24 protein-coding genes are annotated in these 26,472 nt (G+C 51.8%); 6 read left to right on the top strand and 18 right to left on the bottom strand.

Going from position 1 to position 26,472, the window contains the following annotated elements; genetic code table 11:
• Positions 1–8: 8 nt before the first annotated feature.
• From rnhB to rpsB, 15 genes are all read right to left on the bottom strand, one after another.
• Entirely contained in the window at positions 9–605 is a 597-nt protein-coding gene (gene rnhB, locus OGY18_RS23470; RefSeq protein ID WP_003018518.1) for a ribonuclease HII, read from the bottom strand.
• Positions 602–1,750, bottom strand: coding sequence for a lipid-A-disaccharide synthase (lpxB, locus tag OGY18_RS23465; protein WP_286554564.1), 1,149 nt, complete (start codon positions 1,748–1,750; stop codon positions 602–604). The genes rnhB and lpxB overlap by 4 nt, the downstream gene beginning before the upstream one ends.
• Positions 1,750–2,538 (bottom strand): acyl-ACP--UDP-N-acetylglucosamine O-acyltransferase, encoded by a 789-nt coding sequence (gene lpxA, locus OGY18_RS23460; protein ID WP_003018525.1) that lies wholly within the window; start codon positions 2,536–2,538, stop codon positions 1,750–1,752. Before lpxA ends, lpxB begins: the two co-directional genes overlap by 1 nt.
• 3 nt (positions 2,539–2,541) lie before the next feature.
• The gene (gene fabZ, locus OGY18_RS23455; protein ID WP_003018528.1) at positions 2,542–2,997 is read right to left on the bottom strand and encodes a 3-hydroxyacyl-ACP dehydratase FabZ; all 456 of its coding nucleotides are present in this window, start codon (positions 2,995–2,997) and stop codon (positions 2,542–2,544) included.
• 103 nt (positions 2,998–3,100) lie between these two features.
• Positions 3,101–4,126 carry a UDP-3-O-(3-hydroxymyristoyl)glucosamine N-acyltransferase gene (gene lpxD, locus OGY18_RS23450; protein ID WP_003018531.1) on the bottom strand — a complete coding sequence of 342 codons (1,026 nt, stop codon included), beginning with the start codon at positions 4,124–4,126 and terminating at the stop codon, positions 3,101–3,103.
• A 3-nt stretch (positions 4,127–4,129) separates the two neighbouring features.
• Complete coding sequence (gene skp, locus OGY18_RS23445; RefSeq protein ID WP_003018533.1) at positions 4,130–4,615, bottom strand: molecular chaperone Skp; 486 nt, start codon at positions 4,613–4,615, stop codon at positions 4,130–4,132.
• A 122-nt stretch (positions 4,616–4,737) separates the two neighbouring features.
• Positions 4,738–7,149: an outer membrane protein assembly factor BamA gene (gene bamA / locus OGY18_RS23440; protein WP_003829172.1), complete on the bottom strand. Its 2,412-nt coding sequence runs from the start codon at positions 7,147–7,149 to the stop codon at positions 4,738–4,740.
• Between the two features lie 29 nt (positions 7,150–7,178).
• A complete protein-coding gene (rseP, locus tag OGY18_RS23435; protein WP_003829173.1) occupies positions 7,179–8,531 on the bottom strand; it encodes a sigma E protease regulator RseP in 1,353 nt (450 codons plus the stop codon).
• 11 nt (positions 8,532–8,542) lie between these two features.
• A complete protein-coding gene (gene cdsA, locus OGY18_RS23430; protein WP_003829174.1) occupies positions 8,543–9,400 on the bottom strand; it encodes a phosphatidate cytidylyltransferase in 858 nt (285 codons plus the stop codon).
• Positions 9,401–9,412: 12 nt separating this feature from the next.
• Positions 9,413–10,171 carry a (2E,6E)-farnesyl-diphosphate-specific ditrans,polycis-undecaprenyl-diphosphate synthase gene (gene ispU / locus OGY18_RS23425; protein WP_008786266.1) on the bottom strand — a complete coding sequence of 253 codons (759 nt, stop codon included), beginning with the start codon at positions 10,169–10,171 and terminating at the stop codon, positions 9,413–9,415.
• Between the two features lie 187 nt (positions 10,172–10,358).
• On the bottom strand, positions 10,359–11,555 hold the full coding sequence (ispC, locus tag OGY18_RS23420; protein WP_003829176.1) for a 1-deoxy-D-xylulose-5-phosphate reductoisomerase: 1,197 nt from the start codon (positions 11,553–11,555) through the stop codon (positions 10,359–10,361).
• Positions 11,556–11,738: 183 nt separating this feature from the next.
• On the bottom strand, positions 11,739–12,296 hold the full coding sequence (gene frr / locus OGY18_RS23415) for a ribosome recycling factor (RefSeq protein ID WP_286554561.1): 558 nt from the start codon (positions 12,294–12,296) through the stop codon (positions 11,739–11,741).
• A gap of 139 nt (positions 12,297–12,435) precedes the next feature.
• The gene (pyrH, locus tag OGY18_RS23410; protein WP_003018549.1) at positions 12,436–13,161 is read right to left on the bottom strand and encodes a UMP kinase; all 726 of its coding nucleotides are present in this window, start codon (positions 13,159–13,161) and stop codon (positions 12,436–12,438) included.
• Positions 13,162–13,306: 145 nt separating this feature from the next.
• Positions 13,307–14,158 carry a translation elongation factor Ts gene (tsf, locus tag OGY18_RS23405; RefSeq protein ID WP_003018551.1) on the bottom strand — a complete coding sequence of 284 codons (852 nt, stop codon included), beginning with the start codon at positions 14,156–14,158 and terminating at the stop codon, positions 13,307–13,309.
• 136 nt (positions 14,159–14,294) lie between these two features.
• On the bottom strand, positions 14,295–15,020 hold the full coding sequence (gene rpsB / locus OGY18_RS23400) for a 30S ribosomal protein S2 (RefSeq protein WP_003018553.1): 726 nt from the start codon (positions 15,018–15,020) through the stop codon (positions 14,295–14,297).
• Between the two features lie 449 nt (positions 15,021–15,469).
• Here rpsB and map point away from each other — a divergent pair, with 449 nt between their 5' ends.
• From map to OGY18_RS23380, 4 genes are all read left to right on the top strand, one after another.
• Positions 15,470–16,264, top strand: coding sequence for a type I methionyl aminopeptidase (map, locus tag OGY18_RS23395; RefSeq protein ID WP_003829182.1), 795 nt, complete (start codon positions 15,470–15,472; stop codon positions 16,262–16,264).
• 113 nt (positions 16,265–16,377) lie between these two features.
• Positions 16,378–19,050 (top strand): bifunctional uridylyltransferase/uridylyl-removing protein GlnD, encoded by a 2,673-nt coding sequence (gene glnD / locus OGY18_RS23390; protein WP_003829184.1) that lies wholly within the window; start codon positions 16,378–16,380, stop codon positions 19,048–19,050.
• Between the two features lie 31 nt (positions 19,051–19,081).
• A complete protein-coding gene (gene dapD, locus OGY18_RS23385; protein WP_003829186.1) occupies positions 19,082–19,906 on the top strand; it encodes a 2,3,4,5-tetrahydropyridine-2,6-dicarboxylate N-succinyltransferase in 825 nt (274 codons plus the stop codon).
• A gap of 109 nt (positions 19,907–20,015) precedes the next feature.
• On the top strand, positions 20,016–20,402 hold the full coding sequence (locus tag OGY18_RS23380; protein ID WP_003018562.1) for a DUF3461 family protein: 387 nt from the start codon (positions 20,016–20,018) through the stop codon (positions 20,400–20,402).
• A 93-nt stretch (positions 20,403–20,495) separates the two neighbouring features.
• Here the strand turns inward: OGY18_RS23380 and cdaR are convergent, their stop codons facing one another.
• The 3 genes from cdaR to dgt all read right to left on the bottom strand — a co-directional run bounded on the left by cdaR (position 20,496) and on the right by dgt (position 24,882).
• On the bottom strand, positions 20,496–21,653 hold the full coding sequence (cdaR, locus tag OGY18_RS23375) for a DNA-binding transcriptional regulator CdaR (protein ID WP_003829189.1): 1,158 nt from the start codon (positions 21,651–21,653) through the stop codon (positions 20,496–20,498).
• Positions 21,654–21,801: 148 nt separating this feature from the next.
• On the bottom strand, positions 21,802–23,235 hold the full coding sequence (gene degP / locus OGY18_RS23370; RefSeq protein WP_003018567.1) for a serine endoprotease DegP: 1,434 nt from the start codon (positions 23,233–23,235) through the stop codon (positions 21,802–21,804).
• 129 nt (positions 23,236–23,364) lie between these two features.
• Positions 23,365–24,882 carry a dGTPase gene (gene dgt, locus OGY18_RS23365; RefSeq protein WP_148362425.1) on the bottom strand — a complete coding sequence of 506 codons (1,518 nt, stop codon included), beginning with the start codon at positions 24,880–24,882 and terminating at the stop codon, positions 23,365–23,367.
• 83 nt (positions 24,883–24,965) lie between these two features.
• Here dgt and mtnN point away from each other — a divergent pair, with 83 nt between their 5' ends.
• Entirely contained in the window at positions 24,966–25,664 is a 699-nt protein-coding gene (mtnN, locus tag OGY18_RS23360; RefSeq protein WP_003829195.1) for a 5'-methylthioadenosine/S-adenosylhomocysteine nucleosidase, read from the top strand.
• Entirely contained in the window at positions 25,657–26,457 is an 801-nt protein-coding gene (gene btuF / locus OGY18_RS23355) for a vitamin B12 ABC transporter substrate-binding protein BtuF (protein ID WP_003829197.1), read from the top strand. Before mtnN ends, btuF begins: the two co-directional genes overlap by 8 nt.
• Positions 26,458–26,472 lie beyond the last annotated feature (15 nt).

The following is a 26,472-nucleotide window of genomic DNA, read 5'->3' as shown; positions in this document are numbered from 1 at the left end:
CACAAGAATCAGGACGAGAGTCCCAGTGCGCGTTTGACGGGGCCAAAGCTGCGGCGGTGGTGCTCAGTCGCACCATGCAGTGCCAATTTTTCCAGATGAAATGCGGTTGGATAGCCTTTGTGCTGTGCAAAACCATACTGTGGAAAAACCGTATCCAGCGCCGCCATTTCAGCGTCACGGGTCACTTTTGCCAGAATCGATGCGGCGCTAATCTCCGCCACGCGGCTATCGCCTTTGACCACCGCCATCGACGGTACCGGTAATGCCGGGCAACGATTGCCGTCAATCAGCACGTATTCGGGCGCAATATGCAATCCCGCAACCGCACGCTGCATGGCCAGCATGGTGGCATGCAAAATGTTCAGCTCGTCGATTTCATGCGGTTCCGCCCGCCCCAGGCTCCAGCTTAACGCTTTTTCTTTAATTTCATCAAACAGCGCCAGGCGACGTTTTTCTGACAGTTTTTTGGAGTCATTAAGACCGATAATAGGGCGAGCCGGATCCAGAATGACGGCAGCAGTGACGACCGCACCGACCAAAGGGCCGCGCCCGACTTCATCCACACCCGCCACTAAATGCGTATGCGGATACACAAATTCAATCATTGCGCTAACTCCAGGACCGCATCCGCCGCCTGCTCATCAGCATTGCAACGGATCTGCTGGTGCAGTTCACGGAATGTGTCGTGCATCGCATGGCTGGTTTTACCATTTGCCAGCAACGGCAACAGCGCTTGCGACAGCGCCTGCGGTTCACACTCTTCCTGCAACAGCTCTTTAACCAGTTCTCTTCCCGCCAGCAGGTTCGGTAGCGAAACGTAATCCGTTTTCACCAGGCGCTTCGCCAGCCAAAAGGTGAAGGTTTTCATACGGTAGCCAACCACCATCGGGCATTTTGCCAGCATACATTCCAGCGCGGCGGTACCAGAAGCCAGCAGTGCGGCATCGCTGGCCACCATTGCTTCACGTCCCATCCCATTGAGCAGATGTACAGAAAGCTCCGGTGCAACTTCCGCTTTAATGAGTTCAAACTGCTCGCGACGTTTGGCATTCACCAACGGCACCACCACTTCGAGATCCGGATAATGCTGGCGTAATAGCTGCGCCGTTTTCAGAAAATCGGCGCTGAGCATTTCCACTTCTGCACCACGGCTTCCTGGCAGTAGCGCCAGGCAGTGAGCGTCATGAGGAATGCCCAGAACATCACGCGCCGCATTTTTATCCGGGTCCAACGGCATGGCATCTGCCATGGTATGACCGATAAAGCGGCACGGGACGTTAAATTTGTCATAAAACGCCTTTTCGAAAGGCAGAAAGGCCAGCACCATGTTGGTGGATCTGCCTATTTTGAAAACGCGTTTCTGTCGCCACGCCCAAACGGACGGACTGACATAATGAATGGTTTTAATGCCCTGTCTTTTCAAATTCCCTTCGAGGGTAATATTGAAATCAGGTGCATCAATGCCGACGAAAACATCCGGCTTTAAGTCGGTGAATCGGCGAGTGAGGTCGGCACGAATATGCAGTAAACGGCGCAGGCGTCCGAGCACTTCAACAATGCCCATGACCGCCAACTCTTCCATTTCGTACCAGGCTTCACAACCTTCGGCCTGCATCAGCGGCCCCGCAACGCCAACAAAGCGCGCATTGGGAACGCGAGCCTTGAGTGCACGGATTAACCCTGCACCAAGAATATCGCCGGAGGTTTCTCCGGCGACGAGGGCAATCGTTAAAGGACGCTGTTCAGTCATTAACGAATCAGGCCACGCGTTGAGCGCTCAAAGAAGTCGCTGAAAGCCTGAACTTCGGGGTACTGTTTCGCCAGTTCCGCGATTTCTGGTTTCACTTCTTCCAGCGTTTTACCGCTACGGTACAACGCTTTGTAGGCGTTACGAATCGCGGTAATCGCTTCGCGGGTGAATCCACGACGCTTCAGACCTTCGATATTGACGCCAAACGGCGTCGCGTGGTTGCCCTGGGCGATAACGTACGGAGGCACGTCCTGGGCTACACCAGAACAGCCGCCAACCATCACATGCGCACCGATGATGCAGAACTGATGCACCGCGGTCATGCCGCCGATGATAACAAAATCATCAAGCGAAACATGTCCGGCAAGCGTGGCGTTATTCGCCAGAATACAGCGGTTTCCTACCGTACAATCATGCGCGACGTGCGCATTAATCATCAATAAGTTATCGCTGCCCACCTTCGTCACTCCACCGCCCTGCACTGTGCCACGATGAATGGTGACGCTTTCGCGGATGCGGTTGCGATCGCCAATTTCCACACGGGTCGGTTCGCCAGCATATTTAAGATCCTGGTTAACTTCACCGATGGAGGCAAACTGATAGATCTCGTTATCGCGACCAATTTTTGTATGGCCATTCACGACAACGTGAGACTTCAGTACGGTACCCTCACCAATTTCAACATGGGGTCCAACAATACAAAATGGGCCAATGTGAGCATTGGCACCAATGCTGGCGCCCTCTTCTACAATGGCGGTCGGGTGAATAAAGGCGGATTTATCAATCACGTATCAGGCCTCCCGGCTACGGGCACACATCATCGTTGCTTCGCACACAACTTTACCGTCGACCAGCGCAACCCCTTTAAAACGGGTCAGGCCACGGCGCGTTTTCTCGAAAGTCACTTCCATGATCATCTGATCGCCAGGCACGACAGGACGCTTAAAGCGTGCTTCATCAATACCCGCGAAATAATACAGTTCGCCTGGTTCCAGTTTTCCTACGCTTTTAAACGCGAGGATACCGGTAGCCTGTGCCATCGCTTCCAGAATCAATACGCCAGGGAAAATAGGTTTACCCGGGAAGTGGCCCTGAAAGAAAGGCTCGTTAACGGATACATTTTTCACTGCGCGCAGAAAACGACCTTCTTCAAAATCCAGCACGCGGTCAACCAGCAGAAACGGAAAACGGTGCGGCAGAAGTTCTAAAATCTCTTCAATATGCAGAGTATGAGTGTTAGTAGTCAAAATACTCTTCCTGTCAAAATATACTAAAAGGCAATAATAACACGGCCTGTCGCAATCGTATGAATGGGACAGGCCGAAAAGTCAGACATGCAAAAACGGTGCTTTAGTCTTGTTGATTAACCTTGCGCTCAATCGCTTTGAGGCGCTTGCTCATATCATCAATATTCATCACCAGTGCAGCTGTTTTACGCCATACCTTGTTGGGTTGTAGCGGAATGCCTGAGGAGTAGACGCCAGGTTCAGTGATAGGACGCATCACCATACCCATGCCAGTTACCGTAACTTTGTCGCATATTTCCATATGCCCATTGATCACGCTGGCACCGCCAATCATGCAATAACGGCCAATCTTCAGGCTACCCGCCATAATGACGCCACCGGCTACCGCCGTATTGTCGCCAATCACAACGTTATGCGCAATCTGGCACTGGTTATCAATGATAACACCATTACCGATCACAGTATCGTCCAGAGCACCACGGTCAATGGTGGTACAAGCGCCGATCTCGACGCGATCGCCGATAATCACGCGACCAAGCTGGGGGATCTTCACCCAGTTACCACGATCGTTCGCGTAACCAAATCCATCAGATCCAACGACGGTGCTGGACTGGATCAGGCAATTTTCACCGATCTGGATGTCGTGGTAAATCGTCACATTCGCCCACAAGCGTGAACCTGCACCGATTTTGGTATTTTTTCCGACGAAACAACCTGCACCGATAACCACGTTATCGCCCAGTTCTACGCCAGACTCAATGACCGCATTTGCGCCCACAGAGACATTATTACCCAGCTTCGCCGTTGCATCGATCACTGCACTGGGTGCAATGTTCTGTGCAGGCTGAGGCGTGGTATCTAAAATTTGCGCCATACGTGCATAGGTCAGATAGGGATTCTTCACTACCAGCGCCGCACTCTTAGCAAAAGGAAGATCGTCCTGCGTCATCACAACGGCAGACGCCTGGCATACGCCTAAGTGTTCACGGTATTTAGGATTCACCATGAACGTGATATTGCCAGTTTGCGCAGATTGCATGGACGCTACGCCGGTGATGACGATATCGCCATCACCGTGTAATTCTGCATCCAACTGCTCTGCTAAATCAGCCAGTCGAATTGAAGGCATTACTTATTTAACCTGTTTCAGTACGTCAGCGGTGATGTCTTTTACATCGCTGCTGTTGTATGCAACGGTGTTTGCGTCAACGACCAGATCAATGCTCTGGCTGCTGGCGACAGATTTCACAGCTGTCTGGATACGAGTAACCAGTTTGCCACGTTCTTCGTTGGAACGACGTGCACGATCCTGCTCGAAAGCCTGAGCTTTCTGAGAGAAAGTCTGGCGCTGAGCCATAACGTCTTTTTCCAGCTTGGTACGATCGCTACCCGCTTTCATTGATTGCAGACGCTGCATTTTAGATTGCAGATCGGATTCCATACGCTGCAGTTCGCTGGCACGGCCTTTGAACTCGTTTTCCAGCGTAGCAGAAACACCCGTCTTCTGTGCAACCTGTTGGAACAGGCTACCCATATTGACGATTGCAATTTTGTCAGCAGCCTGTGCGGACGTTGCCATCGCTAAACCGAGACCTGCAGCTAATAACCACTTTTTCACAATTAACTCCTTACCATCCCATTTGCACCCGAAGGTGCAGTTCTTTGCGTGGCCAGGCGATCCCATGCAAGATCGCCTAAAGTCATCGCTACACTACCACTACATTCCTTTGCGAAGAATAGTTACCAGGTTTTACCAATGTTAAACTGGAACTGTTCCGCTTTGTCTCCATCGTACTTCTTGAACGGCTGGGCGTAGGAGAAAACCAACGGCCCCAATGGGGACATCCATTGTAACGCGATACCCGCTGACATACGGATATTGCTCGGATCACTATAGTCCGGCACATCCGACGGCGCAGATGACGGATCCCAGTTAGTATCCCAAACGGTACCCATATCCCAGAAGAAGGAAGTACGGACCGAGTTAGCATACTTATCGCTGATAAACGGCGTCGGGGTAATAAATTCCAGGCTGGCGACAGCCATGGCGTTACCACCTACCGCATCATCTGATTTACAGCCTGAATCCTGAGTACATTCTTCGTTATCGCCGTCATTCCAGTCTGTGCTAGCACCCTTTTTATAGACCGCTTTCGGACCAATGGTGTTGGACTGGAAGCCACGCACGGTACTGGAACCACCGGCGTAGAAGTTCTCGTAGAACGGCATCTCTTTGCTGCCAATGCCATCCCCATAACCTACCTTGGTACGACCCAGAACAACCCACTTGTGGTCGTCATCGATCGGCATATAGGTCGCGGTATCCATCGACAGTTTGTAGTATTCGTTGTCAGAACCCGGAATGGTGACTTTACCGTTCAGGTTGACACGCGAACCGTCTGTCGGGAAATAACCACGGTCTAACTTGTTGTATGTCCAACCGTAGTTAAAGGTGAAATCATCAGCGGCAAAACTGCTGGTATCAGCGGATTGTCCCATCGACTCAAGATAACGATCCATTGCGATCTGCGGCTGCATATTGGACAGTTTGTTATGTACATAACCCAGGCCCGCGCGCAACGTGTTGTATTCGTTGACCGGGAAGCCCAGCGTCACGTCTGTACCATAACTTTTGTTGGTATAGTCGGACAGGTCTGCATCATCCGCTTCAAAGTCGTTATAGAAGACGCGGCCACCAAGGCTCACACCATCAACGGTGAAGTACGGGTTAGTGACAGACAACTCAGTATAGGTCTGGTAATCGTTTTTGGTGCCGTTAATCCCGACAGAATAACCGGTACCTAACCAGTTATCCTGCTGAACGCCAGCCTGGAAGCTCACGCCGCTCTCGGTACCGTAACCGACGCCGAAGTTAAAGCTACCGGTGTTACGCTCTTTAACCTTGTAGACTACATCAACCTGATCCGGGCGGCCCGGAACACGCTGAGTATCAGTATCAACGGTTTCAAAGTAACCCAGACGGTTCAGACGCTCTTTACCCTGGTCGACAAGATCGCTGCCCAACCATGCGCCTTCCATCTGACGCATTTCGCGACGCAGAACGGAGTCTTTAGAAGTGTCGTTACCTTCAAAACGGATCTTACGCACATAGAAACGGTTACCCGCATCCACGTTTACACGCAATTTAACGGTTTTGTCAGCGTCGTTGATTTCAGGCTGCGACTGAACGCGCGGATAGGCATAGCCATAGCGACCCAGAAGCTTCTTGATGTCATCTTCCATTTTGGTCACTTTGGTGCCGTTATAGAGTTCACCTGGCTCGATCTTCGTCAGGGTCTCAATTTCGGCGGAGTGCCCGGCCAGGTTACCGCTCACCTGAACCCCAGAAAGCTTGTACTGCTCGCCTTCAGTGATGTTAACGGTGATGTAGATGCCTTTTTTATCCGGCGTCAGGCTGACCTGAGTGGAATCAATATTGAAGCGAGCATAACCGCGATCCAGATAGTAGCTGCGCAGGGTTTCAAGATCGCCCGCCAGCTTCTGTTTCTGGTATTTACGATCGCCCACCACGTTCCACCACGGCACTTCGTCACGCAACTGGAAGTGAGAGATAAGTTCGTCAGTCGAGAAGGCATGGTTGCCGACGATATTGATCTGTTGGATCTTCGCCGAAACACCTTCCTGGAAGACCAGCTTGAGGTCAACACGGTTACGCGGCAACGGCGTCACCACCGCTTTCACACTGGCGCTGTACTTACCGACGCTATAGTAGAAATCTTCCAGGCCCTTTTCGATATCGGCAAGCGTTGTGCGATCCAGAGACTCGCCAACACGCACGCCAGACGCCTCGAGGTTTTGCTTCAGCATGTCATCTTTCACCGATTTGTTACCGGAGAAAGTGATGCTGGCAATCGTCGGACGTTCTTTTACCTGAACCAGAAGGGTATCACCATCGCGCAGGACGCGGACATCCTCAAAGTTACCGGTGGCGAACAGAGCACGAATGGTATTACTGATGTCTTCATCATTAACCGTGTCGCCTGTGCGCACCGGCATACTGAGGAGAGCCGCACCAACGGCGACTCGCTGTAGGCCTTCGAAATGAATGTCCTTCACTACGAACCCTTCAGCACCGTATACGGTGGCGCTGCTAAACAGCAGCGACGCTATGAGCAACTTTTTCATCGCCATCGTTATTATGCGTTCTTCCTAACACTCTCTTACAACCGAGAGAAATCATTGAAAAGTGCAAGCCCCATTAACAACACCAGCAAGATAGAGCCAATGCGATAACTAAAGTCTTGAACCCGCTCGGATACCGGACCGCCCTTCAGCTTTTCAATCGCCAGGAACAGCAGATGCCCCCCGTCAAGAACGGGCAACGGAAACAGGTTGATTATCCCTAAGTTCACGCTGATAAGCGCAAGGAACATCAGGTAATAAATAATCCCGAACTCCGCTGACATCCCAGCCCCCTGGGCGATAGAAATCGGCCCACTGAGGTTGTTCAGTTTTACATCACCGGTAATCAATTTTCCCAGCATACTGACCGTCAGCTTCATCAACTGCCACGTTTTATCCGAGGCTTCGAGGATGGCGCTGAATGGCCCATACTGGCGTACAGTCTTATACTCATCAGGCAGAGGAATAACTTTAGGCACCACGCCCGCAAACCCTTCTGCCTTCCCGTTAACCTGTTTTGAATCTGGGGTTAACGTTAAAGACAAGGAACTTCCTTGTCTTTCAATATCTAGCGCTAACGGCGTATCCGGATTATCGCGCACCAGAGTCACGAACGTCATCCATTGCGTCAGTGACTGACCATTGACTTTAACGATCCTGTCGCCAGCTTGCAAACCTGCCTTACTTGCAGCGGAATTAACCTGCACTTCTGACAGTACCGGTTCAATCTGCGGACCACGCGGACGCATGCCCAAACTAGAGACAGGATCCTCTTTGTCTGGCTCAAATGCCCAATGGCGTAAATCCAGCGTTTTGTCCTGCCGCTGGTTGCTGCCAAACTGCGCCACGCTGAGGGTTGTATGCTCATCGCCGATTTTGGATACCAGTTGCAATCGCACTGCATCCCAATCAGGGGTTTCGATGCCATCAACCGCTTTTAGTTCCGTACCCGGCTGAATTTGCGCCTGTGCAGCAATCGAGTTGGGTGTTATTTCACCAACAACAGGACGAACGCCAGGGACACCAATGATAAACACCAGCCAATAAGCAAAAATAGCAAAAAGGAAGTTTGCAATCGGACCCGCGGCGATAATAGCAGCACGTTGTCCAACCGTTTTATTGTTGAAGGCGTAATGGCGCAATTCCGGTGCGACCGGTTCAGCGCGCTCATCCAGCATTTTGACGTAACCGCCGAGGGGAATCATGGCGATGACGTATTCCGTACCTGATTTATCGGTACGCCGCCAAAGCGCTTTTCCAAAGCCAATGGAAAAGCGTTCGACGCGGACTCCGCAGCGCCGCGCAACCCAGAAATGACCAAATTCATGCACGGTGATAAGCACACCAAGTGCGATGATGAACGCAGCCAAATTCCAGAGAATACTCAGCATAAGACCATCCGTTAGAGCGTCCTGAACACCAGTAACAACAGGCAGGCAAAGACCGGTACCGCAGCCGTCAGGCTATCAATACGATCCAGAATACCACCGTGTCCTGGAATTAAGTGACCACTGTCCTTAATACCTGCTTCACGCTTAAACATACTCTCGGTCAGGTCACCCAGCACGGAGGCCAGGGCTGCAACGATGGAGCAAATGAGCAAGGTGACAGGCGCAACTTCAAGATTCGCCCACATGCCATAACCCCATGAGATCACGGCCGCAGTGGCGAGTCCGCCAATAAAACCCTGCCAGGTTTTACCAGGAGAAACCTTCGGTGCCAGCTTATGTTTGCCAAACAGCTTACCAAACATATACGCACCAGAGTCTGCTCCCCAAACGAGGATCATGACATATAGCAGCCATAGCGCGCCACTATAATGATTCTCATCATAGTGCCATGCACGTAACGCCAGCATTCCCCAAAAGAACGGGACAATGGTTAACACGCCGAAAATTATGCGTAATGTTTTGGAATTACGCCAGACCGACGCAGACCCTGGGTAAAACAATACCAGTAATAGCGCTACGACCCACCAGCCCAGCGACGCCCACAGCGATACTTCAACCAGCGGTTGATGGATATCGCGATGGTATTCTGGCAGCAAAAATAGCATCAGTGCCAGCAATAGCCCGCACAAAACCGCCAGCCAGACTCGCTGCGTACGCGTGGTAAAACCGCTTAACTGTCCCCATTCCCAGGCGGCCAACATACAGACGACCAACGTAACAATGGCGAACCCCACCGGCGGCAGCAAAAACAGCGCCGCGATGACAACGGGTATTAAAACAAAAGCAGAAATCAGGCGATACTTCAGCAAAAGCGACCCCCATCAGGCTTTTTCATCACCGGGTTCGGTGCCGCCGAAACGACGCTCACGATTAGCAAAGGCATGCAGCGCACCTTCAAAGTCTTGTTCATCGAAATCGGGCCAGAGAACATCGGTAAAGTAAAGTTCGGCGTAGGCAATTTGCCACAACAGAAAATTACTAATTCGGTGCTCTCCCCCTGTCCTTATCACTAAATCCACAGGAGCCAGCTCATGCATACAAATTTGCTGCCCAAGCATCTCTTCATCGATTTGCTCAGGATGCAGCACACCGTCCTGCACCTGTTGTGCCAGTTGCCTGACTCCCTGGACAATATCCCACCGTCCACCGTAATTCGCTGCAATATTCAGCGTCAACCCGGTATTCTGGGCGGTAATCGCTTCTGATTTGCGAATCCGTTCTTGCAAACGTGAGTTAAATCGACTGATATCCCCGATAATACGCAGGCGTACGTTATGGCGATGCAGGTTTTTCACTTCGCTATCAAGTGCCCACACAAACAGTTCCATTAACGCGCTCACTTCCTGCGCAGGTCGGTTCCAGTTCTCACTGCTAAAGGCATACAGCGTTAACGCATCAATACCGTTATTTGCAGCAAAAGAGACAGCCCGGCGGACGGATTTTGCTCCAGCCTTATGCCCAAAGGCGCGAATCTTCCCTTGCTTTTTCGCCCAGCGGCCATTGCCATCCATGATAATTGCGACATGGCGACAACCATGTGCTGGCAAATTTTCGCTTAATGGTTTAGTTGCAGACAACATAACGCGTTATTAGTCCCTGAAAGGATTTACGGTACTCAGGAATACTGAAGCCTATCCACAAAAAAGCCGTGTCAAACCACGGCTTACCCGACCGAAAAAAAGCAAATACCCGCGATCGGGTGGCGCAGACTATATCACTGAAGCCCAACGCTAACAAATAGCACGATTCTCCGTAGAGGGATTATCATCAGCTTGAGAGTCGCATCACTTCTTTTCTGGCGACTTCCCGCGCGATGGCATCGACCTTCAACACGTCGTCAACGCTCTGTGGTTCCTGCAAATCCATCTTATCCAGTACGGATAAATTGAGATCGGCAATATCGGTAAATCGGATCTGCTGCGCCAGGAATGCGGCAACGGTAATTTCATTCGCGGCATTGAGTGCGGTCGTCGCCGCCTGACCTTGCTCAAACGCGTCCATCGCCAGTTTCAGGCACGGATAACGCTGGTAGTCAGGTGCGGAAAACGTCAACGCACTGAGTTTGCAAAAGTCGACAGGCTTAACACCAGACGTCACACGTTCTGGCCATGCCATCGTATGGGCAATAGGTGTACGCATATCAGGTTCACCCAACTGCGCCAGAACACTACCATCCTGATAACGGACCATCGAATGAATAACCGACTGCGGGTGGATCAGCACTTCCATCTGGCTTGCACTGGCATTAAATAACCAACGCGCTTCAATGTATTCCAGACCTTTGTTCATCATGGTGGCGGAATCGACAGAAATTTTTCGTCCCATCGACCAATTCGGATGACGACATGCCTGATCGGGGGTCATAGAGACCAGATCGCGCAATGGCGTTTCACGGAATGGGCCACCAGACCCGGTAAGCAGAACTGACATGACGCCGTTTTGCTCAAGGTCAGCGTATCCCAGATTGTGTTGGATAGGTTGCGGTAAACTCTGAAAAATCGCGTTATGCTCGCTATCTACCGGCAAAAGCTGCGCTTTGTGGCGTTTCACGTCGTCCATAAACAGACGACCGCAGGTCACCAGCGATTCTTTATTCGCCAGCAAAATGCTTTTACTCGCACGAATTGCCGCCAGCGTCGGCAGCAAACCCGCTGCGCCGACAATCGCCGCCATGACCTGATCAACATCATCCAGCGCAGCCATATCACAGGCAGCCTGCTGCCCGCTCATCACCTCGGTACGGCTACCCTGTGCCAAAAGAGCAGCTTTTACCTGTGCCGCGCTTTTTTCATCATCCATTACCGCATAGCGAGGCGCAAACTCCAGGCATTGCTCTACCATACGGGCAACATTTTTACCCGCCACCAACGCAGCAACACGAAATTTTTCCGGGTTATGGCGTACTACATCCAGCGTACTGCAACCAATGGAACCGGTTGATCCCAGGATGGTTAATTGCTTCATCGGACATCCAGAAGAATTTTACTCGTCATACTTCAAGTTGCATGTACGTTGGCTTTACTCGGCCTTTGGCGTCACCGCCTTCCTGCAACTTGAAATATTTAGAGTATGTAGACAGAAAAAAGCAAAACGCCGCCATCCAGCCTTCTCAGGCCTTCTAAGCGGCGTTTTTAGCGTACAGGCGAATCAGAACTGCATCAGTTCTGCTTCTTTCTCTGCCAGCGCCGCATCAATTTTCTTGATTGCTGCGTCAGTCAGTTTCTGTACGTCGTCCTGAGAACGGCGATCGTCATCTTCGCTGATCTCTTTTTCTTTCAACAACGCTTTCACTTTGTCGTTTGCATCACGGCGTACGTTACGTACCGCAACACGCGCGCCTTCAGCTTCACCACGTACGATCTTGGTCAGATCTTTACGACGTTCTTCGGTCAGCGGCGGCAGCGGAACGCGGATGTCAGAGCCCGCAGAGCTTGGATTCAGACCGAGGTCGGAAGCCATGATTGCTTTCTCAACGGCTGGACCCATAGAACGGTCAAATACGTTGATTTTCAGGGTACGGGAATCTTCAACCGTTACGCTTGCCAGCTGGCGCAGCGGAGTCGGCGTGCCGTAATATTCCACGACAATACCATCCAGCAGGCTAGGAGAAGCACGACCCGTGCGAATTTTGCTGATTTGGTTTTTGAACGCTTCGACGCATTTGTCCATGCGTACTTCAGCATCTTTTCTGATATCGTTGATCACGTTACGAATCCTTGAAAGCTTGTTTCAGTCAGACCATACCCGCCACGCAAGATGTGACAAGTATAGTCTTGATTAATTTTGAGGGACGTATCCCGCGACATTAAAGCGGAATATTACCTGCATTTAGCCGCAACGGGAATTATTCCGTGATTAACGTGCCTTCTTTTTCACCCATAACAACACGGCGCAGTGCACCTGGTTTGTTCATGTTAAAGACACGAATCGGTAATTTGTGGTCACGAGCCAGCGTGAACGCGGCAAGATCCATTACTTTCAGCTCTTTATCCAGTACTTCAGTGTAGGTCAACTGTTCGTACATAGTCGCCGTTGGATCTTTAGCCGGGTCGGCAGTAAATACGCCATCGACTTTGGTGGCTTTCAGAACCACATCCGCTTCAATTTCAATACCGCGCAGGCAGGCTGCAGAATCGGTGGTGAAGAACGGATTGCCGGTACCCGCAGACAAAATAACAACGCGGTTGTTACGCAGCAGGCTGATAGCTTCAGCCCAGCTGTAGTTATCACACACGCCGTTCAGAGGAATTGCGGACATCAAGCGAGCGTTCACATAGGCGCGGTGAAGCGCATCGCGCATCGCCAGACCGTTCATTACGGTGGCTAACATGCCCATGTGGTCGCCCACAACGCGGTTCATCCCCGCTTTCGCCAGACCAGCGCCACGGAACAGGTTACCACCACCAATCACTACGCCAACCTGAATACCCAGCTCAACCAGCTCTTTGATTTCCTGAGCCATGCGGTCGAGGATGCTTGCATCAATACCGAAGCCTTCTGAACCTTGCAGAGCTTCGCCACTTAACTTAAGCAGAATACGTTTGTAGACGGGTTTTGCATTGGTAGCCATGTTTCTTTCCTGAGACTGTCAACGAATGAGATGAGTTAATTCCGGCGACATTGTATGTCGCTTTTCAGCATGACCACTATAGCGGTTCGCTGAATTTACAAGCCAGACACAAAAAGAAGCCGCCCTCAGGCGGCTCCTTTAAAAATTAAGACTGCTTGGACATCGCAGCAACTTCTGCTGCAAAGTCAGTCTCAACTTTCTCGATGCCTTCACCCACTTCAAAGCGGATGAAACCCGTTACGTCAGCGTTATGCTCTTTCAGCAGCTGACCAACAGATTTGCTCGGTTCCATGACGAAAGGCTGACCGGTCAGAGAAACTTCGCCGGTGAATTTCTTCATGCGGCCTTCAACCATTTTCTCTGCGATTTCTTTCGGCTTGCCAGACTGCATAGCGATGTCCAGCTGAACCTGGTATTCTTTTTCTACCACTTCAGCGGAAACGTCTTCCGGCTTAACAAATTCTGGTTTGCTTGCAGCAACGTGCATTGCCAGCTGTTTAACCAGTTCTTCGTCAGCGCCAGTTGCAGCAACCAGAACACCGATACGAGCACCATGCTGGTAGTTACCCAGAACTTCGCCTTCCAGGGAAGCAACGCGACGGATGTTGATGTTCTCACCGATTTTAGCAACCAGAGCAACACGTTCTTCTTCGAACTGTGCTTTCAGAACTTCAACGTCAGTGATTTTGCCAGCAACGGCAGCGTCCAGTACTTTGTCAGCAAATGCCTGGAAACCAGCATCTTTAGCAACGAAGTCAGTCTGGCAGTTAACTTCCAGAATGAAAGCGATGTTGCCGTCGATTTTGGTTTTGATTACGCCGTCAGCAGCAACGTTGCCTGCTTTTTTCGCCGCCTTGATTGCACCGGACTTACGCATGTTTTCGATTGCCAGCTCGATGTCGCCATTAGCTTCAGTCAGTGCTTTTTTGCAATCCATCATGCCTGCGCCAGTACGCTCACGCAGCTCTTTTACCAGGGATGCGGTAATTTCAGCCATTCTAAAATCCTCGGAAGATTTGATCTGCCCGGCATGAAACCGCACAGATTTAAAAGTGAAAAAGGGGGCCATATACAGGCCCCCTAACCAAACGTGATACTACCTGGTCTATAAGGGCTCTAACGAGCGTGCCTTATTATTCAGCTTCTACGAAGCTTTCTTCCGCCTGGGAAGCCAGATCCTGAGAACGGCCTTCACGAACGGTAGTAGCTACAGCGCCCAGGTACAGGGTCACAGCACGGATTGCGTCGTCGTTACCCGGGATAACGAAGTCAACACCGTCCGGATCAGAGTTGGTATCAACGATAGCAAATACTGGGATACCCAGGTTGTTTGCTTCTTTGATAGCAATGTGCTCGTGGTCAGCATCGATTACGAACAGAGCGTCCGGCAGACCGCCCATGTCTTTGATACCGCCCAGGCTGTTTTCCAGTTTCTCAAGCTCACGAGTACGCATCAGCGCTTCTTTCTTGGTCAGCTTTTCGAAAGTACCGTCCTGAGACTGAGTTTCCAGATCTTTCAGACGTTTGATGGACTGACGAACGGTTTTCCAGTTAGTCAGCATACCGCCCAGCCAGCGATGGTTCACGAAGAACTGGTCGCAGCTGTTAGCAGCTTCTTTCACCGCTTCGCTTGCAGCGCGTTTAGTACCAACGAAAAGGATTTTACCTTTACGAGCAGAGATCTTGTTCAGTTCAGCCAGAGCTTCGTTGAACATCGGTACAGTTTTCTCAAGGTTGATGATGTGAACTTTGTTACGCGCACCGAAGATGAACGGCTTCATTTTCGGGTTCCAGTAACGGGTCTGGTGACCGAAGTGAACACCAGCCTTGAGCATGTCGCGCATGGAAACAGTTGCCATGATTAAAACCTCTATATATAAAAGTTGGGGTTAAGCCTCCACGCATCCCATATTACCGACCCCAAAGGGCACCCCGGAATATGTGCCGATACGTGTGTGTTGTTACACAAAGTGAGATTTGTCGCTCCCGTCCATCGTGTGTAGTCTTCGAATGGATCGGAAGTCCGGCGCGCTTTATACCACAAATACGCCACCGACACCAATAATTGTTGGCGGTCTGTACTGAATGAACGATGAATTTCGTGTTACAGGAAGGCGGCAAAATTTTGAATCCCCGGGAGCTTACAACCAGTAAGTGACTGGGGTGAAAAAATGTAGCCAACGCATTTGTGGCACGAAAGGCGAAGTTCAGAATGATTCTCAATTTGGCAGGGTACACCCCAGACTGATACCATTGACAGCACTTACACAATTATTGTCGAAATAATCGACACTGATGGACAGAATTTATGGCTATCTCAATCAAGACCCCTGAAGAAATCGAAAAAATGCGCGTCGCTGGCCGCCTGGCCGCTGATGTACTGGAAATGATCGCGCCGTTTGTTAAACCGGGCGTCAGCACCGGCGAGCTGGATCGCCTCTGTAATGACTATATCGTGAATGAGCAGCAGGCCATTTCCGCCTGCCTGGGCTATCACGGCTATCCGAAATCCGTATGTATCTCTATTAATGAAGTGGTGTGCCACGGGATCCCGGACGACGCCAAACTTCTGAAAGACGGCGACATCGTCAACATCGACGTAACCGTGATTAAAGACGAGTACCACGGCGATACCTCGAAAATGTTCATCGTCGGCAAACCTACTATTCTGGGCGAGCGTCTGTGCCGCGTCACACAGGAAAGCCTGTATCTGGCGCTGCGAATGGTAAAACCGGGCATTCGCCTGCGCACGCTGGGCGCTGCTATTCAGAAATACGCGGAAGGCGAAGGTTTCTCTGTCGTTCGTGAATACTGCGGTCACGGTATCGGTCGCGGCTTCCATGAAGAGCCACAGGTTCTGCACTACGATGCAGACGACGGTGGTGTGGTACTGCAACCGGGCATGACGTTCACCATAGAACCGATGCTGAATGCCGGTGATTACCGCATCCGCACCATGAAAGACGGCTGGACGGTGAAAACCAAAGACCGAAGCTTGTCTGCACAGTACGAGCATACTATTGTAGTGACGGAAAACGGCTGTGAAATTCTGACGTTACGCAAGGATGACACCATCCCGGCGATCATCACACACGGCGAATAATGTTTTGCCTGATGGCGATGCATTCGCATCTTATCAGGCCTACAAATTGTACTACTTAGTAGGCCGGATAAGGCGTTCACGCCATCATCCGGCTTTTTAATGGGTGGCGCATAATGAATACTCTTCCTGAACAGCACGCAAATACTGCCCTCCCCACCCTGCCTGGCCAACCGCAAAACCCAGGGACATGGCCACAGCAAGATCTCAACTGCTCCGGCATTAAAGCGCATATCGACACCTTCCAGAACTGGTTAGGCGAAGCGTTTGACAGTGGAATTTCCGCAGAACAGCTCATTGAGGCCCGCACCGAATTTATTGACCAACTGCTACAGCGTTTGTGGATAGAAGCTGGGTTCGGGCAAATAGCCGATCTGGCGCTGGTTGCCGTTGGCGGCTACGGGCGAGGCGAATTGCACCCGCTTTCCGATATTGACCTGCTGATCCTGAGTCGTAAAAAGCTGCCTGATGCGCAGGCCGAGAAAGTCGGTGAGCTGTTAACGCTGCTATGGGACGTGAGGCTGGAGGTTGGACATAGCGTGCGTACGCTGGAAGAGTGTCTGCTGGAAGGATTATCAGATTTAACCGTCGCCACCAACCTGATTGAAACTCGCCTGCTGATCGGCGATGTGGCGCTGTTTCTAGAGCTGCAAAAGCATATTTTTAGCGAAGGTTTCTGGCCTTCCGACAAGTTTTACGCCGCCAAAGTGGAAGAGCAGAATCAGCGCCACCAGCGCTATCACGGCACTAGCTACAACCTGGAGCCGGATATCAAAAGCAGTCCCGGCGGCCTGCGCGATATCCATACCCTGCAGTGGGTGGCCCGTCGCCATTTTGGCGCCACCTCACTGGACGAAATGGTCGGTTTCGGCTTTTTGACGCTGGCAGAACGTGCCGAGCTCAATGAATGTTTGCATATCCTGTGGCGGATTCGCTTCGCCCTGCATCTGGTCGTTAGTCGTTACGACAACCGCCTGCTGTTTGACCGCCAGCTCAGCGTGGCGCAACGGCTAAACTACGGCGGCGAAGGCAACGAACCTATCGAGCGGATGATGAAAGACTATTTCCGCGTCACCCGACGGGTCAGCGAACTGAATCACATGCTGTTGCAACTGTTCGACGAGGCGATCCTCGCCATGCCCGCCGATGAAAAACCTCGCCCGATTGATGACGACTTCCAACTGCGCGGCACGTTGATCGATCTGCGCAACGACGATCTGTTTATCCGCAAACCCGAAGCGATACTGCGGATGTTTTACATCATGGTGCGTAACAGCGCGATCAGCGGGATTTACTCCACCACGTTGCGCCATCTGCGTCATGCCCGCCGTCATTTAACCCAACCGCTGTGCTACATCCCGGAAGCGCGATCGCTGTTTCTCAGTATGTTACGCCATCCGGGCGCGGTGAGCCGCGGTCTGCTGCCGATGCATCGCCACAGCGTGTTGTGGGCCTATATGCCGCAATGGTCGCATATTGTCGGCCAAATGCAGTTTGACCTGTTTCATGCCTATACGGTGGATGAACACACCATCCGCGTAATGCTCAAGCTGGAAAGTTTTGCCAACGAAGAGACCCGTCAGCGCCATCCGCTGTGTGTGGATCTATGGCCGCGTCTGCGACAGCCGGAGTTGATTCTGATTGCCGCGCTGTTCCACGATATCGCCAAAGGCCGCGGCGGCGATCACTCGGTGCTCGGCGCTCAGGACGTGCTCAAGTTCGCCGAACTGCACGGCCTGAATTCCCGCGAAACGCAGCTGATCGTGTGGCTGGTGCGCCAGCATTTGCTGATGTCGGTGACCGCTCAGCGCCGCGATATTCAGGATCCCGAAGTGATCAAGCAATTCGCCGAAGAGGTACAAACGGAACACCGTCTGCGCTTTTTGGTGTGTCTGACCGTCGCGGATATTTGCGCCACCAACGAAACACTGTGGAATAGCTGGAAGCAAAGCCTGCTACGCGAGCTGTACTTCGCAACGGAAAAACAACTGCGTCGTGGCATGCAAAATACGCCGGATATGCGTGAGCGTGTACGCCATCATCAGCTTCAGGCGCTGGCGCTACTGCGAATGGACAACATTGATGAAGAAGCGTTGCACCACATCTGGTCACGCTGTCGCGCCAACTACTTCGTGCGTCACAGCCCAAATCAGCTGGCCTGGCATGCGCGCCATCTGCTGCAACACGATCTCAGCAAGCCGCTGATCCTGCTCAGCCCACAGGCCACGCGCGGCGGGACAGAAATTTTCATCTGGAGCCCTGACCGTCCTTACCTGTTTGCCGCCGTCTGCGCTGAACTGGACAGGCGTAATCTTAGCGTCCACGATGCGCAGATTTTCACTACCCGCGATGGGATGGCGATGGATACGTTCATCGTACTGGAACCGGACGGCAGCCCGCTGTCTTCAGACCGACATGAAGCGATCCGTTTTGGACTGGAACAGGCCATCACGCAGCGCAGTTGGCAGCCACCGCAACCGCGTCGCCAGCCGGCAAAATTACGCCACTTTACCGTCGATACTGAGGTCACCTTTTTGCCGACCCATACCGACCGAAAATCATTCCTGGAGCTTATCGCTCTCGACCAGCCCGGCCTGCTGGCGCGGGTCGGGCAGATTTTTGCCGATCTGGGAATTTCGCTGCATGGCGCCCGAATTACAACCATTGGCGAGCGAGTAGAAGATTTATTCATAATCGCCACCGCCGACCGGCGCGCCCTTAATAATGAGCTGCAGCAGGAAGTGCATCAACGGTTGACAGAGGCCCTCAATCCAAACGATAAAGGGTGATGTTTTTATTTATTATGGAAAGAGTTTAACAATGCAGCAGTTACAGAACGTTATTGAGTCCGCTTTCGAGCGCCGTGCCGACATTACTCCGGCAAATGTAGATACCGTAACCCGCGAAGCGGTGAATCAGGTTATTTCTTTACTGGATTCCGGTGCACTGCGCGTCGCAGAGAAGATTGAGGGTCAGTGGGTCACGCATCAGTGGCTGAAAAAGGCGGTCCTGCTCTCTTTCCGTATTAACGATAATCAGGTCATCGAAGGTGCGGAAAGCCGTTACTTCGATAAAGTACCGATGAAATTCGCCAACTATGACGAAGCGCGCTTCCAGAAGGAAGGTTTCCGTGTGGTTCCGCCTGCGGCCGTGCGTCAGGGTGCGTTTATCGCCCGTAACACCGTGCTGATGCCATCTTACGTAAACATTGGCGCTTATGTTGATGAAGGTACGATGGTTGATACCTGGGCGACAGTCGGTTCCTGCGCGCAAATCGGTAAAAACGTACACCTGTCCGGCGGCGTTGGCATCGGCGGCGTACTGGAGCCGTTACAGGCTAACCCGACCATCATCGAAGACAACTGCTTCATCGGCGCACGTTCTGAAGTGGTTGAAGGCGTAATCGTCGAAGAAGGCTCTGTTATTTCTATGGGCGTGTACATCGGTCAGAGCACCCGTATTTACGATCGTGAAACTGGCGAAGTGCATTATGGTCGCGTTCCGGCAGGCTCCGTGGTCGTCTCCGGCAACCTGCCGTCAAAAGATGGCAAATACAGCCTGTACTGCGCGGTGATTGTGAAGAAAGTCGATGCCAAAACGCGTGGCAAAGTGGGAATCAACGAGCTGTTACGCACCATCGACTAACAGCGATTTGAAAAAGCGGGCTTAGCCCGCTTTTTTTACATCTGCGAGTGGCATAAACAAGGCTTTTCGTTAATTATTCAATGGTTATAGTGAGCTTAAGGGTACCGCTATGTATGACAATCTGAAAAGTCTGGGCATTACTAATCCTGAAGAGATCGATCGTTACAGCCTGCGGCAAGAAGCCAACAACGATATCCTGAAAATATATTTCCAGAAGGATAAAGGCGAGTTTTTTGCCAAGAGCGTGAAGTTCAAATATCCCCGTCAGCGCAAAACGGTGGTTGCCGATGGCGTCGGCCAGGGTTACAAAGAAGTGCAGGAGATCAGTCCCAACCTGCGCTATGTGATCGACGAACTGGATCAGATCTGCCAGCGCGATCGCAGCGAAGTCGATCTTAAACGCAAGATCCTTGATGATTTACGTCATCTTGAAAGCGTTGTGACCAACAAGATCAGCGAAATTGAAGCCGATCTCGAAAAACTGACGCGTAAATAAGCCGTTTGTTGCCGGATGGCGGCGTCTTACGCCTTATCAGGCCTACAGGTATATCCTCGTAGGCCTGATAAGCTAGCGCCATCAGGCAATTAATCAATGCTGTTCATCCAGTTGTAACGCCACATACAGCAGCAGTCGGTCGTCAAAGTTCCCCAGATCCAGCCCGGTCAGTTCTGAAATACGATTCAGGCGATATTCCAGCGTATTGCGATGAATAAACAGTGCCTTTGAGGTCGCCAGTGGCTGGACGTTATGACGAAACCATGCCGCCAATGTCCGACGCAGCAACCCGTTGTTATCCATCGCCTTCAGCCTCACCAAAGGACGCGCCAGCTCATTGGCCTGCCAGCCACCGCGCAGGCTGTCCAGCAGCACTGGCAGCATCAAATCCTGATAGAAATAGCTACGGCTTTCCGGCATCCGCTGTTTACCGACCATCATGGTAGTGCGCGCCGTACGATACGAACGGGCAATGCTACCGGGCCCGGTAAAATAGTTGCCCAGCGATACGCGAAACCGCAGCTGTCCGTTCTCTTTCATACGGGCAATAAGCTGCTCAACGCGCTTACGATGATCTTCAGCGTCCCAGCGGCCAAACTGATTGAGCGCCGGTTTCAGCACCACCATCTCAGTCAGAGAAACAATCGCAATCAGATTATTACGTTCGGGCGTAGTCAACGCATTCTGCAATTGCTGTAGCTCCGCCATTGCACTGTCGACGCCAAGCTGGCCACTATCGACCTCCAATACCGCCACCACGCGCGGCTGGTTCAAATCAATGCCTAAACGCTGAGCCCATTCCATCAGCGCTGGCGTATTCTCTTCCGCCTGAATCAGGTTCATCACCAGCTCTTCACGCAGACGGCTATCCTGCGCTAACAGATGCATCAAGCGCGACTGTTCCAGCATCATCTCGGCGGTCATACACACTAACTCTCCGTATTTGCGCAGATGTTCCGGCTCGCCGGTAAGGCCGATAACGCCAACGATTTCGCCTTCCAGACGCAGCGGCAGGTTTATCCCCTGTCGTACACCGTGCAAGTGACGTGCAACCGCATCGTCGATATCGACCACCCGCCCTTGCGAAAGCACCAGCAGTGCGCCTTCGTGCAATTCACCAATACGTTCGCGATCGCCGCTGCCGATTATCCGCCCACGGGCATCCATTACGTTGATATTGGTATCAATGATGCGCATGGTACGCGCCACGATATCCTGCGCCATTTTGGTATCAAGATGCCAACCAGCCATAAAACCCTCCTGTGAGCAGAGCTCAAGCATAGGGAAGATAATAAGCGGCGACATTGTGCAAATGCACAAAGCGAAAGGGAGAAGTATGGAGTTGTGGGAAGTATCACAAAAAGAAACCCCTTCCTGTGCAGGAAGGGGTTCAGGGAGATTACTGCATCAACAGATAGATGGAGCTGTCACCGCGCTGAATGTTCAGCGCCAGCACAGCCGGTTTGCTGTCGAGGATTTTGCGCAGTTCAGCGATGTTTTTCACCGGTTGCTGGTTCGCGCCGATAATCACATCCCCTTTCTTCAGGCCAATCTGTGCAGCCGGAGAATTCGGTTTCACGTCGCTTACCACGACACCTTTGTCCTGGCCTTTGTTGCTCATATCGGCACCTTCGATGCCTTTAAAGATAGAGCTGGAGTCAACCTGAGTCTGGCTGCTCTGCTGCAATTCCAGGTTCACGGTGACCGGCTTACCGTCACGCAGCAGACCCAGGGTGATTTTGCTGCCAACCGGCATCGTACCTACCTGCGCACGCAGGGCGGCGAAGCTGCTGATCGGTTTGCCATTCAGGGAGGTAATCACATCCCCAGCTTTAATCCCCGCTTTCGCTGCGGAAGAGTTCGGCATCACCTGGCTGACGAATGCGCCACGCTGGGCGTCAACTTTCATCGCTTTCGCCAGCTCAGAGCTCAGCTCGGTACCCATAATGCCCAGCTCACCGCGTTTAACCTGGCCAAACTCAACCATCTGCGAGGTCAGGTTTTTCACCATGTTGCTTGGGATCGCAAAACCGATACCGATGTTACCGCCGTCCGGCGCGAGGATCGCGGTGTTAATACCGATCAGCTCACCGTTCAGGTTGACCAGCGCACCACCGGAGTTACCCCGGTTGATCGCAGCATCCGTCTGAATAAAGTTTTCATAGTTCTCCGCATTCAGGCCACTACGTCCCAGCGCAGAAACAATACCGGAAGTCACCGTTTCACCGAGGCCAAACGGGTTACCAATTGCCACGGTGTAATCACCCACGCGCAGCGCATCGGAATCTGCCAGCTTAATCGCCGTCAGGTTTTTCGGATCCTGAATTTGGATCAGCGCGATATCGGAGCGCGGATCTTTACCCACGATCTTCGCGTCAAATTTACGACCATCGCTTAACTGAACTTTAATCACCGTGGCGTTATCTACCACGTGGTTATTGGTCACGACATACCCTTTCGCGGCATCAATAATTACGCCGGAACCGAGTGCCATAAATTTCTGCTGCTGGCCGCCGCCGTTACCAGCGCCCGGTGCGCCGCCCTGGCAGAACGGTGAACTCTGGAACGGAGAACCGTCCTGGCAGAACGGTGAATTATCACCGAAGAACTGCTGGAAATTACGCGGCATGCGCGGCGTATTTACCGTCGTGCTCCCCTCGACGTTAATACTTACCACCGATGGCATCACTTTTTCGAGCATCGGGGCCAGGCTTGGCATCTGTTGGGCGGTCATTGCTGAAGACGACGTCTCAGCCGCTGTAGCAGACAGGGGGGACAACGCCAAACCTAAACTCAGAGCCAGTGCACTCATTGCTAATGTGGTTTTTTTCATGTGTTTCGTTCTCGATTAACAGGTAACGCAAAATTGCTGTATACGTCAGAGTCGTTTTATAACGCTAAGTTCCGGAATTGAGTTTAAGGAAAAAGTAAAATTTTATTGGCCGTCTTTACAAATGAGTATTTATTGTTCTACGGCCATCAAGCGACGATATTCATCCCAGGCATACAAATCTGTCATCCCGCTGATATAATCCTGGATCAACCGGCAGCGATAATAATATTCCAGAACCGAAGACTCGGCGCACCCCGTCGATATTTTACTAACCGCCTCAACATACGCAAGACGATGGCGGGTAGACAACTTCTGAAATAAACGGGACTCGATAGGAAAACGTTTTACTCTTTCATTGTCGACCAGTTCAGAAAAATCTGACTGAGACATTTTCAATAACGGTTGATAGATCTCCAGCAACCCGCTGATCACCCGATAGCCCTGTAATTCCAGTTGCTCAACATCCGGATGGCTAAATACATGTTTTACCGCCACATTTTTATAAACACCCAGTAACTGGCTGAAGCTACTGGCATCTTCTAACAGTGCATGATTAAAGCTGCCTTCATAAATCTGCGGCAAATTATCAATAAACCGCTGGGCCGCATATGGCACCAGTTTATTCAGCGTATTGACGCGTAAATACATAAAGAACTGATCTTCGGTACTCCGGCTTAATGTATTTGAACGTGACTTCTCCCAGGCGTTCTCAACAACCTGGCTAAACAGGGAACCTTTATCATGCTGCCCCCACGCCTCATGCAGGTGGTGATAAAGTTGCTCGACGCTAAAGATTCTTTTCTCAACGGCATCTTCCAGATCCGCCACGCAATAAGAGATATCATCGGCAGCTTCCATAATCCAGGTTAATGGAAAGCGACTGTAAGGCGCTAATGATAATTCTTTACGCAACCGCTCAATATACGGTTCTTCAGAAAGGTAATAACCCGGTTTCTTCATTAAATAGTTGTGCGTCTCGGGTGCACTGCCGCGCCACCACGCCGGACGGGTATATTTTAAAATACCGCCGACCTGCGCCCAGGTAAGGTTCATACGCATCAACGTATGCACAAGGCGAATACCCTGTGCATTGCCTTCAAAATGGCACAGGTCCTGGCGCACCTTGCGGCGAATATCATTCAGCGACTCCTCGCCTTCACGCAATCGTAATGCCGTCACCTGGCAACGGTCATCACTTAGGGGCTGGCTTTCTGCGTCTGCGGGATACAGTCGCTGGCGAAACCAGTCATTAATTGCCGCCTCCCCGAAATGGCCAAACGGCGGATTGCCAATGTCATGCATCAGGCAGGACATTTCGACAATACTCTCAAATGGCCCTGTCAGTTCATCCAGGCCATACTGCTCCAGCAGCTTTAGTTCTTTCAGTCGGCTGAGGATCTCTTTCGCGATATAGCGCCCAACCTGCTGAACTTCCATCGAGTGCGTCAAGCGCGTGCGTACTGCCGCATTACGCTCCAGCGGAAAGACCTGCGTTTTTTGTTGCAGTCGGCGAATGGCCGGTGAATTGATAATACGTCCGCGATCGCTTTCGAAAATACGCAGGATCTCATGCTCAGTCTTCACGCCCTGCGGCGAACGGTAACGACGATGCCAGTTTATTTTTTTTCGGAAATCGATCTGTGCCATGTCCTCTCCCGCCTGAGAAATGCGCTACCCCTTAAGCGCATGATAGACTATGCCCTCAAATCTGGCTTATCGCGAGTAAATCTATGAAAATCGGCATCATTGGTGCAATGGAAGAAGAAGTTACGCTGCTGCGTGACAAAATCGAAAACCGTCAGACCATCGCGCTCGGCGGTTGTGAAATTTACACCGGCCAACTGAACGGTACAGAGGTTGCGCTGCTGAAATCGGGTATCGGTAAAGTGGCTGCGGCACTGGGCGCTACGCTGCTGCTTGAACGCTGCAAGCCGGACGCCATCATTAATACCGGTTCTGCAGGTGGCCTGGCCTCTACGCTGAAAGTCGGGGATATCGTAGTTTCTGACGAAGCGCGCTATCACGACGCCGACGTCACTGCCTTTGGCTATGAATTTGGTCAGCTACCGGGCTGCCCGGCTGGTTTTAAAGCCGATCCTGCGTTGATTGCTGCCGCAGAGTCTTGCATCGCCGAACTCAATCTGAACGCCGTTCGCGGACTTATCGTCAGTGGCGATGCCTTCATTAATGGTTCCGTGGGACTAGCTAAAATTAAGCATAACTTCCCGCAGGCGATTGCCGTTGAGATGGAAGCGACCGCAATTGCGCACGTTTGCCACAACTTTAACGTGCCATTTGTCGTGGTTCGCGCTATCTCTGACGTTGCCGATCAGCAGTCCCATCTCAGCTTTGACGAATTCCTGGTGGTTGCCGCGAAGCAGTCAAGTCTGATGGTTGAAACGCTGGTACAGAAACTGGCGCATGGCTAAATTACTCTCCAGGGCGCTGGTCGCCCTGCTTTTCACTCTCCCGGCGTTCCTTTACGCCGCGCCGCGTGTTGTGACGCTTTCTCCTGCCAATACTGAACTCGCTTTTGCCGCTGGCATTACCCCCGTTGGCGTCAGCAGCTATTCAAACTACCCGCCAGAAGCCAAAAATATTGAGGAAGTCTCAACCTGGCAAGGGATGAATCTTGAACGTATTGTGGCGCTGAAACCTGATTTGGTTGTCGCCTGGCGCGGGGGAAATGCTGAGCGGCAGGTGAATCAACTGACCTCTCTGGGTATTAAGGTCATCTGGGTGGACGCCGTTACCATTGAGCAGGTTGCCGATGCGCTACGCCAATTAGCGGCATGGAGCCCCAAGCCTGAACAAGCTAAACAGGCGGCACAAACCATGCTTGATGACTATGCTTTACTTAAATCTCAGTATGCCAACAAACCTAAAAAACGCGTGTTTCTCCAGTTTGGCGCCAATCCCCTGTTTACCAGTGGAAAAGGTTCTATTCAGCACGAAGTTCTTGAGGTATGCGGCGGAGAAAACATCTTTGCCGGTAGTCGGGTTCCCTGGCCGCAGGTTAGCCGTGAGCAGGTCCTGGCACGAGCCCCCCAGGCTATTGTTGCCACAGGCGGTCCGGGTGAAACTCTGAAAATTGAGCAATACTGGGGAAACCAGCTAAAAATACCCATTATTACACTTAATAGTGACTGGTTCGAACGCGCGAGCCCGCGTATTATCCTCGCCGCAAAACAACTCTGTAATGCGCTTTCACAGATAAATTAGCGCCTGCCCCACCAG

It is taken from the genome of Citrobacter sp. Cpo142, assembly GCF_030332425.1.
Taxonomy (GTDB): Bacteria; Pseudomonadota; Gammaproteobacteria; order Enterobacterales; family Enterobacteriaceae; genus Citrobacter; species Citrobacter portucalensis.
Note: the sequence above shows the minus strand (reverse complement) of the source record. Positions and strands in the feature narration are given on the sequence as shown.